General features: G+C 72.0%; 15 protein-coding genes. 10 read left to right on the forward strand and 5 right to left on the reverse strand.

Features of this window, described 5'->3' with window-relative positions; all coding sequences use genetic code 11:
* Positions 1-32 precede the first annotated feature (32 nt).
* The 4 genes from CFW40_RS22500 to CFW40_RS22510 are packed head-to-tail and all read left to right on the forward strand — an operon-like array spanning position 33 to position 2,562.
* Positions 33-1,631, forward strand: a complete 1,599-nt coding sequence (locus CFW40_RS22500; RefSeq protein WP_088799580.1) for a methylmalonyl-CoA mutase — start codon at positions 33-35, stop codon at positions 1,629-1,631.
* A gap of 51 nt (positions 1,632-1,682) precedes the next feature.
* Positions 1,683-2,207, forward strand: a complete 525-nt coding sequence (locus CFW40_RS22505; protein ID WP_088799581.1) for a hypothetical protein — start codon at positions 1,683-1,685, stop codon at positions 2,205-2,207.
* Complete coding sequence (locus CFW40_RS38230) at positions 2,204-2,335, forward strand: hypothetical protein (protein WP_256331330.1); 132 nt, start codon at positions 2,204-2,206, stop codon at positions 2,333-2,335. The genes CFW40_RS22505 and CFW40_RS38230 overlap by 4 nt, the downstream gene beginning before the upstream one ends.
* 14 nt (positions 2,336-2,349) lie before the next feature.
* Entirely contained in the window at positions 2,350-2,562 is a 213-nt protein-coding gene (locus CFW40_RS22510) for a hypothetical protein (protein ID WP_088799582.1), read from the forward strand.
* A gap of 26 nt (positions 2,563-2,588) precedes the next feature.
* On the opposite strand, the gene CFW40_RS22515 is transcribed toward CFW40_RS22510, so the two are convergent.
* Positions 2,589-3,290: a FadR/GntR family transcriptional regulator gene (locus CFW40_RS22515; protein ID WP_088799583.1), complete on the reverse strand. Its 702-nt coding sequence runs from the start codon at positions 3,288-3,290 to the stop codon at positions 2,589-2,591.
* 132 nt (positions 3,291-3,422) lie between these two features.
* Here CFW40_RS22515 and CFW40_RS22520 point away from each other — a divergent pair, with 132 nt between their 5' ends.
* Positions 3,423-3,941 (forward strand): gluconokinase, encoded by a 519-nt coding sequence (locus CFW40_RS22520; protein WP_088799584.1) that lies wholly within the window; start codon positions 3,423-3,425, stop codon positions 3,939-3,941.
* 105 nt (positions 3,942-4,046) lie between these two features.
* Entirely contained in the window at positions 4,047-5,444 is a 1,398-nt protein-coding gene (locus tag CFW40_RS22525) for a gluconate:H+ symporter (RefSeq protein ID WP_088799585.1), read from the forward strand.
* Between the two features lie 98 nt (positions 5,445-5,542).
* Here the strand turns inward: CFW40_RS22525 and CFW40_RS22530 are convergent, their stop codons facing one another.
* Positions 5,543-7,111, reverse strand: coding sequence for an FAD-dependent monooxygenase (locus CFW40_RS22530; protein ID WP_088799586.1), 1,569 nt, complete (start codon positions 7,109-7,111; stop codon positions 5,543-5,545).
* Positions 7,112-7,148: 37 nt separating this feature from the next.
* Between CFW40_RS22530 and CFW40_RS22535 the strand changes: the two genes are divergently transcribed.
* The gene (locus tag CFW40_RS22535) at positions 7,149-7,835 is read left to right on the forward strand and encodes a TetR/AcrR family transcriptional regulator C-terminal domain-containing protein (protein WP_088799587.1); all 687 of its coding nucleotides are present in this window, start codon (positions 7,149-7,151) and stop codon (positions 7,833-7,835) included.
* A 51-nt stretch (positions 7,836-7,886) separates the two neighbouring features.
* Here CFW40_RS22535 and CFW40_RS22540 read toward each other — a convergent pair whose 3' ends face one another.
* The 3 genes from CFW40_RS22540 to CFW40_RS22550 are packed head-to-tail and all read right to left on the reverse strand — an operon-like array spanning position 7,887 to position 11,403.
* Positions 7,887-9,071: an acyltransferase gene (locus CFW40_RS22540; protein ID WP_088799588.1), complete on the reverse strand. Its 1,185-nt coding sequence runs from the start codon at positions 9,069-9,071 to the stop codon at positions 7,887-7,889.
* Positions 9,068-10,423: a polysialyltransferase family glycosyltransferase gene (locus tag CFW40_RS22545; protein WP_088799589.1), complete on the reverse strand. Its 1,356-nt coding sequence runs from the start codon at positions 10,421-10,423 to the stop codon at positions 9,068-9,070. The genes CFW40_RS22540 and CFW40_RS22545 overlap by 4 nt, the downstream gene beginning before the upstream one ends.
* A complete protein-coding gene (locus CFW40_RS22550; RefSeq protein WP_088799590.1) occupies positions 10,423-11,403 on the reverse strand; it encodes a glycosyltransferase family 2 protein in 981 nt (326 codons plus the stop codon). Before CFW40_RS22550 ends, CFW40_RS22545 begins: the two co-directional genes overlap by 1 nt.
* A gap of 187 nt (positions 11,404-11,590) precedes the next feature.
* Here CFW40_RS22550 and CFW40_RS22555 point away from each other — a divergent pair, with 187 nt between their 5' ends.
* The 3 genes from CFW40_RS22555 (at position 11,591) to CFW40_RS22565 (ending at position 15,222) form a co-directional block, all read left to right on the forward strand.
* Positions 11,591-12,925, forward strand: coding sequence for a DUF6716 putative glycosyltransferase (locus tag CFW40_RS22555; protein WP_088799591.1), 1,335 nt, complete (start codon positions 11,591-11,593; stop codon positions 12,923-12,925).
* A gap of 56 nt (positions 12,926-12,981) precedes the next feature.
* Positions 12,982-14,205, forward strand: a complete 1,224-nt coding sequence (locus CFW40_RS22560; protein ID WP_088799592.1) for an acylneuraminate cytidylyltransferase — start codon at positions 12,982-12,984, stop codon at positions 14,203-14,205.
* 87 nt (positions 14,206-14,292) lie between these two features.
* Positions 14,293-15,222 (forward strand): N-acetylneuraminate synthase family protein, encoded by a 930-nt coding sequence (locus tag CFW40_RS22565; RefSeq protein ID WP_088799593.1) that lies wholly within the window; start codon positions 14,293-14,295, stop codon positions 15,220-15,222.
* Positions 15,223-15,302 lie beyond the last annotated feature (80 nt).

The following is a 15,302-nucleotide window of genomic DNA, read 5'->3' on the forward strand; positions in this document are numbered from 1 at the left end:
CGAACGGGTCACCAATTGGGAGGCGTGCACCCATGGCGCACGAGTCGGGCAGTGAGCGGTACAACGAGAGCGGCCTGCCGATCGAGCCGGTGTACGGGCCCGGGGCGCTGGACGGCTGGGACCCGGAGCGCAGCCTCGGCGCGCCCGGCAGCTACCCCTTCACCCGTGGCGTGTATCCGTCGATGTACACCGGGCGGCCCTGGACGATGCGGCAGTACGCCGGCTTCGGCACCGCGCGCGAGTCCAACGCCCGCTACCGGCAGCTGATCGCCCACGGCACCACGGGCCTGTCGGTCGCCTTCGACCTGCCGACGCAGATGGGCCACGACTCGGACACCCCGATCGCCTCGGGCGAGGTGGGCAAGGTCGGTGTGGCCATCGACTCCGTCGAGGACATGCGGGTGCTGTTCGGCGGTATCCCGCTGGACAAGGTGTCGACGTCGATGACGATCAACGCGCCCGCCGCGCTGCTGCTGCTCCTCTACCAACTGGTGGGGGAGGAGGAAGGAGTGACGGCGGACCGGCTGAACGGGACCGTGCAGAACGACGTCCTCAAGGAGTACATCGCCCGGGGCACCTACATCTTCCCGCCGGAGCCCTCCCTGCGGCTGACCGCGGACATCTTCCGCTACTGCCGCGCCGAGATCCCCCGGTGGAACACCATCTCCATCTCCGGCTACCACATGGCCGAGGCGGGCGCCTCGCCCGCGCAGGAGATCGCCTTCACCCTCGCCAACGGCATCGCCTATGTGCGGACCGCCGTGGCCGCCGGGATGGACGTCGACGACTTCGCGCCGCGGCTCTCCTTCTTCTTCGTCGCCCGTACGACGCTGCTGGAGGAGGTCGCCAAGTTCCGGGCCGCGCGCAGGATCTGGGCGCGGGTGATGCGGGAGGAGTTCGGCGCGAAGAACCCCAAGTCGCTGATGCTGCGGTTCCACACCCAGACGGCGGGGGTGCAGCTCACCGCCCAGCAGCCGGAGGTGAACCTCGCCCGGGTCACCCTCCAGGGACTCGCCGCCGTGCTCGGCGGCACCCAGTCGCTGCACACCAATTCCTTCGACGAGGCCATCGCCCTGCCCACGGACAAGGCGGCCCGGCTCGCGCTGCGCACCCAGCAGGTGCTCGCCTACGAGACCGATGTGACCGCCACCGTCGACCCGTTCGCCGGTTCCTACGCCGTCGAGTCGATGACGGACGACGTGGAGGAGGCGGCCGTCGCGCTGATGCGCAGGGTGGAGGACATGGGCGGTGCGGTGGCCGCCATCGAGCGGGGTTTCCAGAAGGAGGAGATCGAGCGCAACGCCTACCGCCTTGCGCAGGAGACGGACGCCGGCGAGCGGGTCGTGGTCGGCGTCAACCGCTTCCAGCTGGACGAGGAGGAACCGTACCAGCCGCTGCGCGTCGACCCGGCGATCGAGGCCCAGCAGGTCGAACGGCTCGCCGTGCTCCGGGACCGCCGCAATGCCCGTGCCGTCTCGGCCGCCCTCGACGACCTCCGCAAGGCCGCCGAGGGCACCGACAACGTCCTCTACCCCCTGCGCGAGGCACTGCGGGCGAGGGCGACGGTGGGCGAGGTGTGCGAGGCGCTGCGGGGGGTGTGGGGGACTTATGTGCCGACTGATGCGTTCTGAGTGAGCATCCGAGTGACCAGGTGGGGCAGCAGGTGAGGGGGAAGGATGGCCGTGGGGACGAGTTATGGCTTCGCCGTCGTGGGGGAGCTGGAGCCGGGGGCGCTTGCCCGGTGCCTGGGGGTGCCCGCAGCGGAGGTCGAGGTGGCGGGCGAGGGCTACGACCCGGAGACCCGCTACTGGGACGCGGCGGTGAGCTGCGACTACGAAGCGGCGGACGGCGATGTGTCCTGGGTGCTGGACGTCTATATGACGGAGCGGGTTCCCGCACCGCCCGGCAGCCGGGACCTTGCGCTGGGGCTGGCGGCGGCGCTCGACCGGGCGGTGGTGTGCGCGGCGCGGCCGTACGCGTCCCTTGCGTGCTGGGTGGCGGTGCCTGACGGGCGGACCGTGCGCGGGCGGCTATATGACCCGGGGTATGTGGCGGGCCGCGAAGGGTTCGTGATGGAGGTGGTCGAGTCGCCACTGTCCTCCTTCCCCGGCGCCCGCACCGATGTCGTCCACGAGGCGGTGTGCCGGGGCAGGACGCGGAGCCCGTCCGGGGGTTGGTGGAGCGCGGAGGCGCGCGGATCGGGGTGACGGAGGCGACCTCGGGGCGGTGGGCGGACGACCTCGCCCGGCTGGTGGACGCGGCCGAGCGGGCGGATCCGCGGGCGCGGGCCCTGGCCGGGCGGGTGCGGGAGCTTGTGAGCGTCGAGCTGGGGTAAGTCAGACTGGGGTCATGTCGTCACCCCGCCGCGCGTGCCCCGTCTGCACCCGAGAGATCGCCGTTGTCGGCGGGCGCTACGCCCGCCATGACCCGCCCGGGCGGCGGACGGTGCTGGAGCTGATCTCCTGCCCGGGGTCGCGCCGGATCGCGCCGATGATGGCGCCGGCGGAGAAGCTGTTCGACCCGGAGGAGCCGCCGATTCCCGGGCAGCAGCCGCTGTTCTGACCCGTGGGCCGACCGCTCGGGGCCAACTACGGTGCCAGCACGTCCAGTTCGGCCATGGCGCCCGTGGTGATCTCGCGGGTCAGGGACTCCGCTCGTGCCGCGTCGCCGGTGCGTACCGCCTCGGCTACCTGGACATGGAGGGTGACCGCGGCCGGGTCGGGGTCGGTGAACATCACATGGTGCTGGGTGCGGCCGGTCAGGACGGCGGCGACCACGTCGCCGAGCCGGGCGAACATCTCGTTGCCGGAGGCGGTCAGGATGACCCGGTGGAAGGCCGTGTCGTGGACGAGGTAGGCGTCGAGCTGCTGGCCGCGTGAGGTGGCGACCATGCCCATGGCGTGTTCGGTGAGTTCGGCGCACTGCGCGGGGGTGGCGTGCCGGGCGGCGAGGCCCGCGGCGACCGGTTCGATCGCCGAGCGCAGCACGGTCAGCGAGCGCAGCTGCCGGGGGCGGTCGCGGCCGGCCAGCCGCCAGCCGATCACCCGCGGGTCGTAGACGTTCCACTCCTCGGTGGGCCGGACGGTCACCCCGACCCGGCGCCGGGAGGCGACCAGCTGCATGGATTCCAGTACCCGGATCGCCTCGCGGATGACCGTGCGGGAGACGTCGAAGCGCTGCTCCAGCTCGTCCGTGCGCAACACCGTGCCCGGAGGGTAGTCGCCCGCGGTGATCGCGGGCCCCAGGGACTCCAGTACACGGGCGTGCAGTCCCTTCCCCTCGTTTTCCATGGGGCAAGCCTACGTTCCCCGACCCCGGCCAATTAAGTATGACGTTTGCATCACGGGCTCTTGAATACGTCGTACCTAATGGGTTTCAGTGGAGGCCGCACGAGGTCGATGAAGACAGCGAGGTACCACGGGATGAGCACCCCCGACGTGATCGTCGTGATGGGCGTGGCCGGCACCGGCAAGACCACCATCGGCCCGCTGGTGGCCACCGGACTGGGCGTCCCGTATGCCGAGGGTGACGACTTCCATCCGCCGGCCAACATCGCCAAGATGTCGGCCGGTATCCCGCTGGACGACGCCGACCGCGGCCCGTGGCTGGACGCCATCGGCGCCTGGGCGCACGAGCGGGCCGGGCACGGGGGCGTCGTCAGCAGCTCCGCGCTCAAGCGCGCCTACCGTGACCGGCTGCGCGCCGCCGCCCCCGGAGTCGTCTTCCTGCACCTCACCGGGGACCGCGCGCTGATCGAAGAGCGGATGGCCGGGCGCCGGGGCCACTTCATGCCGGCCGCGCTGCTGGACTCCCAGTTCGCCACGCTCGAACCGCTCGGGCGCGACGAGGCGGGCGTCGCCGTGGATGTGTCCGGCAGCCCGGAGCGGATCGCCGGGCGCGCGGTGGCCGCACTGCGTGCGATGACCGCGCCGGCCGGATAGGCCCGGCGGCCCCCACCCGCACCTCCTGCTCCCCACCCGCACCTCTTTTCCGGGCCGTCCTGCGGCAGCACCCCTCCCCCCTCCCGTCCAACCAAGGGAATCGCCGTGACACATCTCAGCGTCGAGATGCTCGCAGCGGATGCGACCGAGCCGATCACCTCGGCCGGTCACGCACAGCTGGGCATCGCCGTTCTGGCCGGCATAGCCGTCATCGTCCTGCTCATCACCAAGTTCAAGCTGCACGCCTTTCTGTCGCTGATCATCGGTTCGCTGGTGCTCGGCGCGGTGGCCGGCGCCCCGCTGGACAAGGCCATCACCAGCTTCTCGACGGGGCTGGGCACGACGGTCGCGGGCACCGGCGTGCTGATCGCGCTCGGTGCCGTCCTCGGGCGGCTGCTCGCCGACTCGGGCGGCGCGGACCAGATCGTCGACACGATCCTGGCGAGGGCGGGCCGGAGAGCGATGCCCTGGGCGATGGTGCTGATCGCCGGGATCGTGGGGCTGCCGATCTTCTTCGAGGTCGGCATCGTGCTGCTGATCCCGGTGGTGCTGCTGGTCGCCAAGCGCGGCAACTTCTCGCTGATGCGGATCGGCATCCCCGCGCTGGCCGGACTGTCCGTCATGCACGGGCTGATACCGCCGCACCCCGGCCCGCTCGCCGCGATCGACGCCGTCAAGGCCAACCTCGGCATCACCCTCGCGCTCGGTGTGGTCGTCGCCATTCCTACGGCGATCATCGCGGGCCCGGTCTTCTCCCGTTACGCGGCCCGCTGGGTGGACATCCAACCGCCGGAGAAGATGGTTCCCGAGCGCGCCGGTGACGACCTGGAGAAGCGGCCCGGCTTCGGGATCACCGTGGCCACCGTGCTGCTGCCGGTGGTGATGATGCTGGCCAAGGCGCTGGTGGACATCGTCGTCGACGATCCGGAGCACACGGTCCAGAGGGTCTTCGACGTCGTCGGATCCCCGCTGATCGCGCTGCTGACCGCCGTCCTCGTGGCGATGTTCACGCTGGGCCGGGCGGCCGGGTTCACCCGCGGCCGGATCGCCGGCACCGTCGAGAAGTCGCTCGGCCCGATCGCCGGGGTGGTGCTGATCGTGGGGGCGGGCGGCGGCTTCAAGCAGACGCTGGTGGACGCCGGTGTCGGCCAGATGATCCTGGACGTCTCCAAGGGCTGGCACATCTCCGCCCTGCTGCTGGCCTGGCTGATCGCGGTCGCCATCCGGCTGGCGACCGGCTCCGCGACGGTGGCCACCATCTCCGCCGCCGGCCTGGCCGGCCCGCTCGCCGCGGACATGAGCACCACCCATGCCGCGCTGCTGGTGCTGGCCATCGGGTGCGGCTCGCTGTTCTTCAGCCATGTCAACGACGCCGGATTCTGGCTGGTCAAGGAGTACTTCGGGATGAGCGTCGGCCAGACGCTGAAGACCTGGTCGGTGATGGAGACGCTGATCTCGGTCGTCGGGATCGGGTGCGTCCTGCTGCTGTCGCTGGTGCTGTAACCCGGTCCGCCGGGCGCCTCGCCCCATCGAGGCGCCCGTGCCCCGGGCACGAGGCCGCACCGGCGTGGACCCGCCGGTGCGGCCTCGTGCGCCCGAGGTCATCCGGCCGGCTGGAGGGCGGCCGTGCCGAGGAGGTCCGCCAGGGCGGCGGACACCCGGGCCGTGGCGTCCCCGTCCGGGGCGCCGAGGGCGAGGTAGCCGTCGGGGCGGACCAGGAGGACGGCCGGGCCGCTGCCGTAGGCGTCGCGGACATGGCCGTCGGCGTCGAGCAGGTCGGCGTCCGGGCCGTCGACGCGGACGATCCGCAGCAGGGCGGGGTCGGCGGGCAGCGCGGTCGCGTCCAGCGCGGCGCCGCCCAGGACGAGCAGGGTGAAGTGCGGTCCCTGGAAGGCGTCGAAGAGCCGGGTGGGCCGGCCGTCGGCGGTGCGGCAGGGGGCGTCGGGGGCCCGGTCACCGGCGACCGGCACACCCGCCGCGAGGTCCGTGCGCAGTTCCCGCGACAGCGGGCTGTCGGGGTAGCCGATGCCGAGCTGGTGCAGATCCCGGCCGCGGCGCAGGGTGCCCGAGCGGTGCAGCCGGGTGCTGGTCTCGAGGATGTGGGCGGCGATCGGCCGGCGCTCGGTGCCGTAGCTGTCGAGCAGGGCGTCGGGGGCGCCGTGACGCAGCACCAGGCCGAGCTTCCAACCGAGGTTGTAGGCGTCCTGCACGCTGGTGTTCAGGCCCTGGCCGCCCGCCGGGGAGTGCACGTGCGCGGCGTCGCCGGCGAGGAAGACCCGGCCCTCGCGGTAGCTGTCGGCCATGCCGGCGCGGGGGCGGAAGAGCGAGGTCCAGACCACGTCGCGGATCTGCTCGGCCGCCAGATGGGTGTGCTCCGAGAGCAGCGCGCGGACGGTCTCCGAAGAGGTGTCCGGGGTTCCGCCGGGGCCCGCGATCACGGTCTGGAAGAGGTCGGTGCCGGTGAGCGGGAGCAGGGCGAGGAAGCCACCGGTCGGCAGTATCCAGCGATGCCAGTGGTCCCGGTCGAGGCCGTCGATCCGCACATCGGCGAGGAGGGCGACACCGGGCTCCAGGTCCGGGCCGCTCATCGCGGTGCCCAGTGCCCGGCGCACGGTGCTGCGCCCGCCGTCGGCGGCGACCAGATAGGCGGCCCGCACGGTGTGCTCCGTGCCGTCCGTCCGCCGCAGACGGGCTGTCACCTGGTCGGCGTCCTGGGTGAACTCGGTGAGTTCGGTGCCGAAGAGCAGGCTGCCGCCCAGCTCCGTCAGCCGTGCGTGGAGCACCTCGAGGTTGCGGAACTGCGGGACCATCAGCGTGTTCGAGTGGGGCGCGTCGGGCGTGGGGTCGACCCGCTCGATCATCTCGTGGATCTCGGTGATCCGGCCGTTCTCCCACAGGGCGGTCGGCGGGTAGAGGCCGCCGACCTCGCGGACCGCCTCCAGCAGGCCGAGGTCTTCGTAGACCTCCTGGCTGCGCGGCTGGAGACCCGTGCCGCGGGCGCCGGGGGAGAGGTGGTCCTGCCGCTCGACGATCAGGGCGCGCACGCCGCGCCGGGCGAGGTCGATGCCGAGCGCGATGCCGGTCGGGCCCCCGCCGGTGATCAGTACGTCGACGGTCGCGGGAAGGGTGTCCGCCGTGCCGGCGCTGTCCTTAACGTTGTTAAGTTCCATGTGCCGAGCATGGCTTTAACGGTGTTAAGTTGTCAACATGGTTTCGCGCATCGACCGGAAGCAGGTCGTGGACACCGCCCTGCGGCTGCTGAACGAGGTAGGCCTCGACGGGCTCACCCTGCGGGGCATCGCCAAGGAGCTGAACGTCCAGGCCCCCGCGCTGTACTGGCACTTCAAGAACAAGCAGGAACTGCTGGACGAGATGGCCACCGAGATGTTCCGGCGGATGTTCGGGAGCCTGGAGGGGGGCGGGTCCGGCGGGTCCGGCGCGGGCCCGCAGGGCGGCACCTGGCAGGAAATGCTTCTCGACGGCTGCCGGACGATGCGCCACGCACTGCTCGGCTACCGCGACGGCGGCAAGGTCTTCAGCGGTACGCGGATGACCGACGACAGCGCCGCCGGGCCGCTCAACTCCTTGATGTCCTGCTTCACGGAGGCGGGCTTCACCCTGAAAGAGGCGGCGCGGGCCTGGTGGACCGCCTACAACTACACCGTGGGCCAGGTGATCGAGGAGCAGTCGGTCCATCCGGTGCCCGGCCGGCGGGACGCCCGTGACCCGGTCTACGACCAGGGTGACCGCGAGCGGCGGCTCGGACCGGACTATCCGCTCGCGGCGCTGGCCGGCGAGGAGATGTTCGGCGATCTGGAGCAGGGCTACGAGGCCGGGCTGCGGATCATCGTCGCCGGCATCGAGGCCACTCTGGGCCCGGACGCGGCGGGCTGATCCTGCCGCGGGACGGTCGCCCGCGGCGCCGCGGAGGCCGGCCGCCCGGACTCAGCGCCGCGGGTCGATCGACCGCCTCAGAAGAGGCGTCAGCGGACGCTCGACGAAGCGGTGCAGCACCCATGCGAGCAGCAGCATCAGTGCGACGGTCAGCAGCAGCGTCGCGTACGAGGGCAGCCCGATGCCGTGGTGCAGCGCCCGCACCACGACCCAGCCCAGATGCTCGTGCACGAGGTAGAACGGGTAGGTCAGCGCACCGGCCACGGTCAGCCAGCGCCAGTTCGCCCACCGCAGCTTGCCCAGCGCGACCGCCGCGACCAGGGCGAAGCCGAGGGTGACGACGGCGATGATGCCGGCCGTCGAGCGGTAGGAGAACGCGTCGGCCGACGGGGCGTGCCACAGTCCGGCGACCGCGTAATGCTGGCCGATCAGCCAGCTGACCAGCACGATCGCCCAGGCGATCGGATCGCGGGCGCCATAGCGGTGCAGCAGGTACAGGCCCACCCCGCCGATGAAGAACGGGGCGTACTCGGGCATCAGCACGGTGTCGAGGAAGGGCTGGTGCGCGGCCTGCGCGAGCGCGGCCGCCAGGGTCCAGCCCGCGCAGAAGAGCACGACCCGGCCGCGGGTGGCACCGGGCAGGACGACGCAGAGCGCGAAGAGGGCGTAGAAGCGCATCTCCGCCCAGAGGGTCCAGCACACCCCGAGCACCCGGTCCACGCCCAACGGCTGCTGCAGCATGGTCAGGTTGGTCAGCACCTCGCTGGGCGGCAGTGCCTTGTAGGCGACCCAGGGGAGCGCGAAGACCGCGGTGACCAGCAAGATCGCGGCCCAGTACGCCGGGTAGAGGCGGGAGACGCGGGAGGCGGTGAACGCGCGCAGTGTCCGCCCCCAGCCGCTGAGGCAGATGACGAAGCCGCTGATCACGAAGAAGATCTGCACGCCCAGGCAGCCGTAGGCGAACAGGGGCGCGGCAGTGGGGAATTGATGGGCGGGTGAACCGCCCCAGGCCTGCGATATCTCGCCGTTGCGGCCCCCGAAGTGGTACGCGGCGACCATCAGCGCGGCGAGCAGCCGCAGCCCGTCCAGGGCGCGCAGTCGCGACGGTCCGCCCCCGGCCGCACGGGCCGGGGGAACCTCCGCGCTGCGCCCCCGTATGGGGGCCTGCGGGGCGGTGGTGACGAGATCCGGCGCGCCGGGGGGCGGCGCGCCGGTCGTCAGCGGGGGCGTGGTCATCCGAAAGCGGTCCGCTTCTTCAGCCGCCGCTGCACCGCACGCGCCCGGCGCGCGACCTTGCGGACGGTGGGATTGCGCGGCAGGAACGAGAGCTGGGAGGGGATCGCGCCGGGCAGCGCCAGCGCGGTCAGCCGGCGACGCTTGAAGTAGCGCCAGGTGACCTGGTCGAGGTGCGCCGCGAGGTAGCGCTCGGCGGCCGGCCGCAGCTGCGGATAGATCTGGTGCTGCATCGCATAGCCGACCGCGGTGACCAGGCCCTCGATGCTTTCGGGGGTGGTGAAGGCGCGCGGGCGCTCGCTGCGGTCGCCCAGGTCGGGCACCAGCGCGTCCACGATCGTGACCGGGACGCGGTTGCTGTTCTGGTACGGGGTGAGGCGTTCCAGCAGCAGGCCGGTACCGGTGCGGGCGGTCGGCAGGCCGAAGAACGTGGCCGCCGTCAGCAGCGCGGTGGAGAAGCAGCCGACGACCAGCGCGGGCCGCATCCGCTGGTAGAGCACTTCGGCCAGCACCGGGGTGTCCAGCACGGTCAGCGCGATGTCCAGCTTCTCGGCCTCCCGCTCCAGCAGCCGCGACCAGCGGGCCGGCGCGGACGGGTGCGGTTTGAAGACGATCTCGCGGTGGCCGCGCTCGGCGGCGCCGCGCACCATCCGCACATGCAGCTCCTCTTCCTCCTCGGGGGTGAGGATGCCCAGTGCGGAGAGGTACTGGCCGAGCAGCAGCGCGCCGCCCTCCGGGACCGCCACCTCGCCACTGGCGTCACTGAGTTCGGCCAGCACCTTGGTGAAGGCGTCGGTCGGCACGGTCTGCGCCGTGACGTCGAACTCGGTGAGCAGCAGCGGCATCAGGCCCGGCACCAGGTCCAGGTGCAGCAGCCGGTTGATCCGGGTGCCGATCAGCGGGTCGAGCTTGTTGCGGGTGGGCCCGTAGCTCATCAGGCCGTCGGCGTAGACATCGATCGGCGCGTCCGGGAACAGCTGGGCGAGGGCCAGTGCCGGGTTGACCTGGATGGACTCCACGACCAGCTCGATGTGGTCGTCGCCCAGGCCCCAGAGCAGCCGCAGATGCCGCTCCCACAGCGGGACGTCGTCCGCGCGCGGCGACCAGCCGCCGGGGTGGAACGGGCTGATCGTCTCGTTCCACGACAGCACCCGGCCGAAGCGGCCGCGCAGCCGCTCGAAGCCGGGCATGGTGTCCAGCGACGCGCTGGTCTCCGGGGTCGTGGCGTTGTTGCTGAGCAGCAGCAGACGGCGGTCGGCCGGTGCAAAGCAGTCGGCGTCCAGCGCGGCGGCGAGCGTCGCCGCACCGTAGAGCGTGGAGGCCAGGAAGATCTGGGTACGCGGTCGGGTGGACATCAGGCGGCCACCTCCGCCGTGGGGGAGGGGCGACGGCGCAGCCGCCGCAGCCGGGACGCACGCTGCACATCCATCGAATCCAGGGCTTCCTTCAGTACGTCCTGCGGCATGCGTTTCAGGGCCGCGGCGCTCATCGCTCGCAATTTACGGGCCACCTGCGGTTCGAAACGTTCGATCGAACCCAGGTGGTGGGAAATGATCGCGCAATAGGTGCGCACCGCCTTCGGCAGCAGAAGATCCGCATCGCGGTCCTGCGCCGTTTCCTCGATCACCTGATCGAAGGCGCGAATGAAGTCCAATTGCCGCACATCTCCGATCTGCGTCAGTGAGGACGCCACTCCGCGCCGGTAGAAAACACCCAGCATCCCGAGCACCGCCATGGACTTCGCCTCACGGTGCAGCCGCCAGATCCACGGGCGGTCCTCCGCGGTGCGCAGCCCGTCCCGGAAATGCAGTACCCCCTCGTCCAGCAGCCGGCGGTGGTACATCCCGGCCCAGGCGAAGGCGTAGTCGACGGAGGTGGAGCGGTCGGCGGGCAGGATCACCTCGCGCGGGTCCATCACCACCCCGCGCCGGCCGTGCGGGACGCGGTGGACGCTGCGTGCCCGCGCGGTGCACTGGACATGGTCGGTACGGACGAAGTCACATCCCAACTCCTCCATGGCGCCGAGGAGTTGAGGGTAGTAGCCGGGCGCGAGCCAGTCGTCACCGTCCAGGAAGGTGAGGTACTCGCCGCGGGCCGCGTCCAGGCCGGTGTTCCGGGCGGTGGCCAGGCCGCCGTTGCGTTCGTGCCGCAGCACTCTGGCGCCCGGCAGCTCGCGCCCGGCGCGCGCGAGAATCTCCGGGGTCTCGTCGCGCGAACAGTCGTCGACGAGCAGGAATTCAAAATCTTCGCGGGCGTTGGCCGCCAGGCTTTTCAGGGTGTCGGGCGCGTATGTCTGCACGTTGTAGAACGGCACGATGACGGAGAGCTTAACCACCCGGGTGACGTTAGGTGCGCGGGCGGCATTCGTCTTTACCGGGTGCGGACCTCAAGGTGAACGAAGAATGGCGGGATGGTTAACCAGGTCGGCAATCGGACTGGTTAGCCATTCGTCGACCCGCTGTTAACCCTTTGTTGCGACCCAGTTGGCCCGCCAAACGGAATGGCTTCCTAGCGTCTTCGACGTGCCATCACGTACCCACTCTTCGCCGCGGGTCGCCGTACTCGCCGACTCGGACACCCGATGGAAATGGGGCGCTTTGACAGCGTACCGAATCCAATCGGACATCCGGCTCGACGGCTACCTTCTCCGCGGCCGCGCCACTCCCACGGTCCGACAGCTCCACGAGGTCGGCGCCCGTGCGGACGCGCTGTGCGAAATCCGGGGCGTCGACTTCGTCCGGTCCGTCGACCGTACGCGCTACGACGTCGTCGTGCTGGCCTGTGTCGGCGGCGCGGTGCAGGCGATGCTGCACGGCCTCGCCCGCGCCTGGCGAGGAGCGCAGACCCGCCCCGTCGTCGTCACCGGCTACGTCGGTGTGGTCTACGAGAAGCTGGCCGACGGGCTGCTGCTGCGGCACGGCGCGGATGTCGTCCTCGCCAACTCCCGGCACGACGCCGACCGGTTCCGCGAGGTCTACCGAGGCGTGGGCGCCGACGACGGCAGCGTCGTCGAATGCGCCCTGCCGTTCCTCGGCGGCGACCGCTACCGCGGCGAGGGCGCCACCGGCACACCGCACCCGTACACCGTGGTGTTCGCCGCCCAGCCCTCCGTCCCGGAGAGCCGCGCGGACCGGACGTACCTGCTGCGCCGGGCCGTGGAGCACGCCCGCAAGCACCCGGACCGCGAGGTGCTGATCAAGCTCCGCAGCAAGCCGGGCGAGCACACCACCCACATCGAGGAACTGCCCTACCAGAAGCTCGCCGCCAAGGCCCCCGGCCCGCTGCCCGCCAACTGCCGCCTGGTGTACGGCAACATGGGCGAGGTCCTGGACCGCACCGACCTGATGGTGACGGTCAGCTCGACCGCCGCCCTGGAGTCGCTGCACCGCGGCATCCCCACCGCTGTCCTCACCGACCTCGGCATCCGCGAGGTCCTGGGCAACCACCACTTCCTCGGCTCCGGCTGCCTCGCCTCCTGGGACGAGCTGGACGCCGGACACCGCCCGGAGCCCGACGCCGACTGGCTCGCCCGGCAGGGCGTCGCCGCCGAAGGGGACTACGAGCGGGCCTTCGACGCCGCCCGCGCCCGGGTCACCGCGCTGCGCACCGCCGACCGGCTGCCGCCGATCGCCCCGTACTACACACCCCGCACCGCCCCCGGCTACCTCCCCGGCATCCTCGCCCGGCACGGCCTGGACGCGCACGGCGAGCCGATCGCCGGCTACGCGGACGCCCCCGAGGAGACCGGCGGACTGCGCCGGGTCGCCCGCGAGACGGTCCGCGAGGCCGCCCGCGGCGCCTACCGCCACGGCGTCCAGCGCGTCGCCCCCGCCATCCGCCGCTGGGGACAGCTGTGACCCTCCCGCCGCCCGCCCGCCCCCGGAGCCCGCACGGCCCCCCGAAGGAGCCCGCCATGCCGCCGAACCCGCAGAGCAGCCCGCCGACCGTGGTGGCCGTCATCCCCGCCCGCGGCGGTTCCAAGGGCGTGCCCGCCAAGAACCTCGCCGCCGTCGGGGGAGTGCCCCTGGTGGCCCGCGCGGTCCGCGAGTGCCGCGCCGCCCGCCTGGTCACCGATGTCGTGGTCTCCACCGACGACGCCGGGATAGCGGCCGCGGCCCGCGGCGCCGGAGCGGTCGTCGTACGGCGCCCCGGCGACATCGCGGGCGACACCGCCACCAGCGAGGCCGCCGTCCTGCACGCCATGGACGCCTACGAGGCCGAGCACGGCGCCCGGGTCGACGCGGTGCTGCTGGTCCAGTGCACCAGCCCGTTCCTCGCCCGCGAGGACATCGACGGCGTCGCCGCGGCGGTCGTCGAGGGCGGCGCCGACAGCGCGCTGACCGTGGCCCCGTTCCACGGCTTCGTCTGGCGCGACGCCGAACCCGCGGTGGGCGGCGCGACGGCCGCCGACGGCGGCCACGGCGTCAACCACGACAAGTCCTTCCGGCCGCGCCGCCAGGACCGCCCCCAGGACCTGCTGGAGACCGGCGCCGCCTACGCCATGGAAGCGGCCGGCTTCCGCGCCGGCGGTCACCGCTTCTTCGGCCGCACCGAGCTGGTGCGCACCGACCCCGCCCGGGTGCTGGAGGTCGACGACCCGCACGACCTGGCCCGCGCCCGTGCGCTGGCGCCGCTGCTGGACGCCGAGCGCCCCGGCGCCCTGCCGACCCGCGACGACATCGACGCCGTCGTCCTCGACTTCGACGGCACCCAGACCGACGACCGGGTGCTGATCGACGCCGACGGACGGGAGATCGTCGCGGTGCACCGCGGCGACGGCCTCGGCATCGCCGCCCTGCGCAGGGCGGAGCTGAAGCTGCTGATCCTGTCCACCGAGACCAACCCGGTCGTCGCCGCACGGGCCCGCAAGCTGCAGGTGCCCGTCCTGCACGGCATCGACCGCAAGGACCTCGCCCTCAAGCAGTGGTGCGAGGAGGCGGGCGTCGACCCCGCGCGCGTGCTCTACGTCGGCAACGACGTCAACGACCTGCCGTGCTTCGACCTCGTCGGCTGGCCCGTGGCGGTCGCCGGGGCGCACGACGTGGTGCGCGGCGCGGCCCGCGCGCTCACCGCGACGCCCGGAGGCAGCGGCGCGATCCGCGAGATCGCCGCCTGGCTGCTGGGCCCGTCCCTGTAACCCACCAAGACCCCCTGCACACCCCTGATCAACCCGCTCACCCCGTTCCACCCGCACACCCCCTGATCAACACGAAGGAATCTCCCCATGACCAGCAACTCCCGCCTCCGCACCCTCGGCTCCCGCGAGGCCGGCCCCGGCCGCCCCGTCTACGTCACCGGTGAGATCGGCATCAACCACAACGGCGACCTGGAGAACGCCTTCGCGCTGATCGACGCCGCCGCCGACGCCGGCTGTGACGCCGTCAAGTTCCAGAAGCGGACCCCGGAGATCTGCACCCCGCGCGACCAGTGGGACATCGAGCGCGACACCCCCTGGGGCCGGATGACCTACATCGACTACCGCCACCGCGTGGAGTTCGACGAGGACGGCTACCGCGCCATCGACGAGTACTGCAAGAAGCGCGGCATCGCCTGGTTCGCCTCCCCGTGGGACGTCGAGTCCGTCGCCTTCCTGGAGAAGTTCGACGTGCCCTGCTACAAGGTCGCCTCCGCCTCGCTCACCGACGACGACCTGCTGCGCGCCATGCGCGCCACCGGCCGCACCGTCATCCTCTCGACGGGCATGTCCACCCCCAAGCAGATCCGGCACGCCGTCGAGGTCCTGGGCAGCGAGAACATCCTCCTCTGCCACGCCACCAGCACCTACCCGGCCAAGGCCGAAGAGCTCAACCTGCGCATGATCAACACCCTGCAGGACGAGTACCCCAACGTCCCGATCGGCTACAGCGGCCACGAGACCGGTCTGCAGACCACCCTCGCCGCGGTCGCCCTCGGCGCCACCTTCGTCGAGCGCCACATCACCCTCGACCGTGCGATGTGGGGCTCCGACCAGGCCGCCTCCGTCGAGCCCGGCGGCCTGTCCCGCCTGGTCCGTGACATCCGCACCATCGAGGAGTCCCTGGGCGACGGCGTCAAGAAGGTCTACGAGAGCGAGCTCGGCCCGATGAAGAAGCTGCGCCGGGTCGCCGGCGTGGTGGCCGAGGCCGAGGCCGGCGCCGAGCCGGCGGCGGTCTGACGGCCACCGGGCGAACCGACGGGAGCGATGGTGAGCTCACCTGAAGGGGCCCGCGCCGGGTCCGTCACACCCGGCGCCGG

Origin of the sequence: Streptomyces sp. 2114.4, assembly GCF_900187385.1 — a bacterium.
Lineage (GTDB): Bacteria > Actinomycetota > Actinomycetes > Streptomycetales > Streptomycetaceae > Streptomyces > Streptomyces mooreae.

What these genes read in the sequence shown, in the direction of transcription:
- CFW40_RS22500 (WP_088799580.1), top strand. Translation starts at nt 33, where the DNA reads ATGGCGCACGAGTCGGGCAGTGAGCGGTACAACGAGAGCGGCCTGCCG.
- CFW40_RS22510 (WP_088799582.1), top strand. Translation starts at nt 2,350, where the DNA reads ATGTCGTCACCCCGCCGCGCGTGCCCCGTCTGCACCCGAGAGATCGCC.
- CFW40_RS22515 (WP_088799583.1), bottom strand. Translation starts at nt 3,290, where the DNA reads ATGGAAAACGAGGGGAAGGGACTGCACGCCCGTGTACTGGAGTCCCTG.
- CFW40_RS22520 (WP_088799584.1), top strand. Translation starts at nt 3,423, where the DNA reads ATGAGCACCCCCGACGTGATCGTCGTGATGGGCGTGGCCGGCACCGGC.
- CFW40_RS22530 (WP_088799586.1), bottom strand. Translation starts at nt 7,111, where the DNA reads ATGGAACTTAACAACGTTAAGGACAGCGCCGGCACGGCGGACACCCTT.
- CFW40_RS22535 (WP_088799587.1), top strand. Translation starts at nt 7,149, where the DNA reads ATGGTTTCGCGCATCGACCGGAAGCAGGTCGTGGACACCGCCCTGCGG.
- CFW40_RS22540 (WP_088799588.1), bottom strand. Translation starts at nt 9,071, where the DNA reads ATGACCACGCCCCCGCTGACGACCGGCGCGCCGCCCCCCGGCGCGCCG.
- CFW40_RS22545 (WP_088799589.1), bottom strand. Translation starts at nt 10,423, where the DNA reads ATGTCCACCCGACCGCGTACCCAGATCTTCCTGGCCTCCACGCTCTAC.
- CFW40_RS22560 (WP_088799592.1), top strand. Translation starts at nt 12,982, where the DNA reads ATGCCGCCGAACCCGCAGAGCAGCCCGCCGACCGTGGTGGCCGTCATC.
- CFW40_RS22565 (WP_088799593.1), top strand. Translation starts at nt 14,293, where the DNA reads ATGACCAGCAACTCCCGCCTCCGCACCCTCGGCTCCCGCGAGGCCGGC.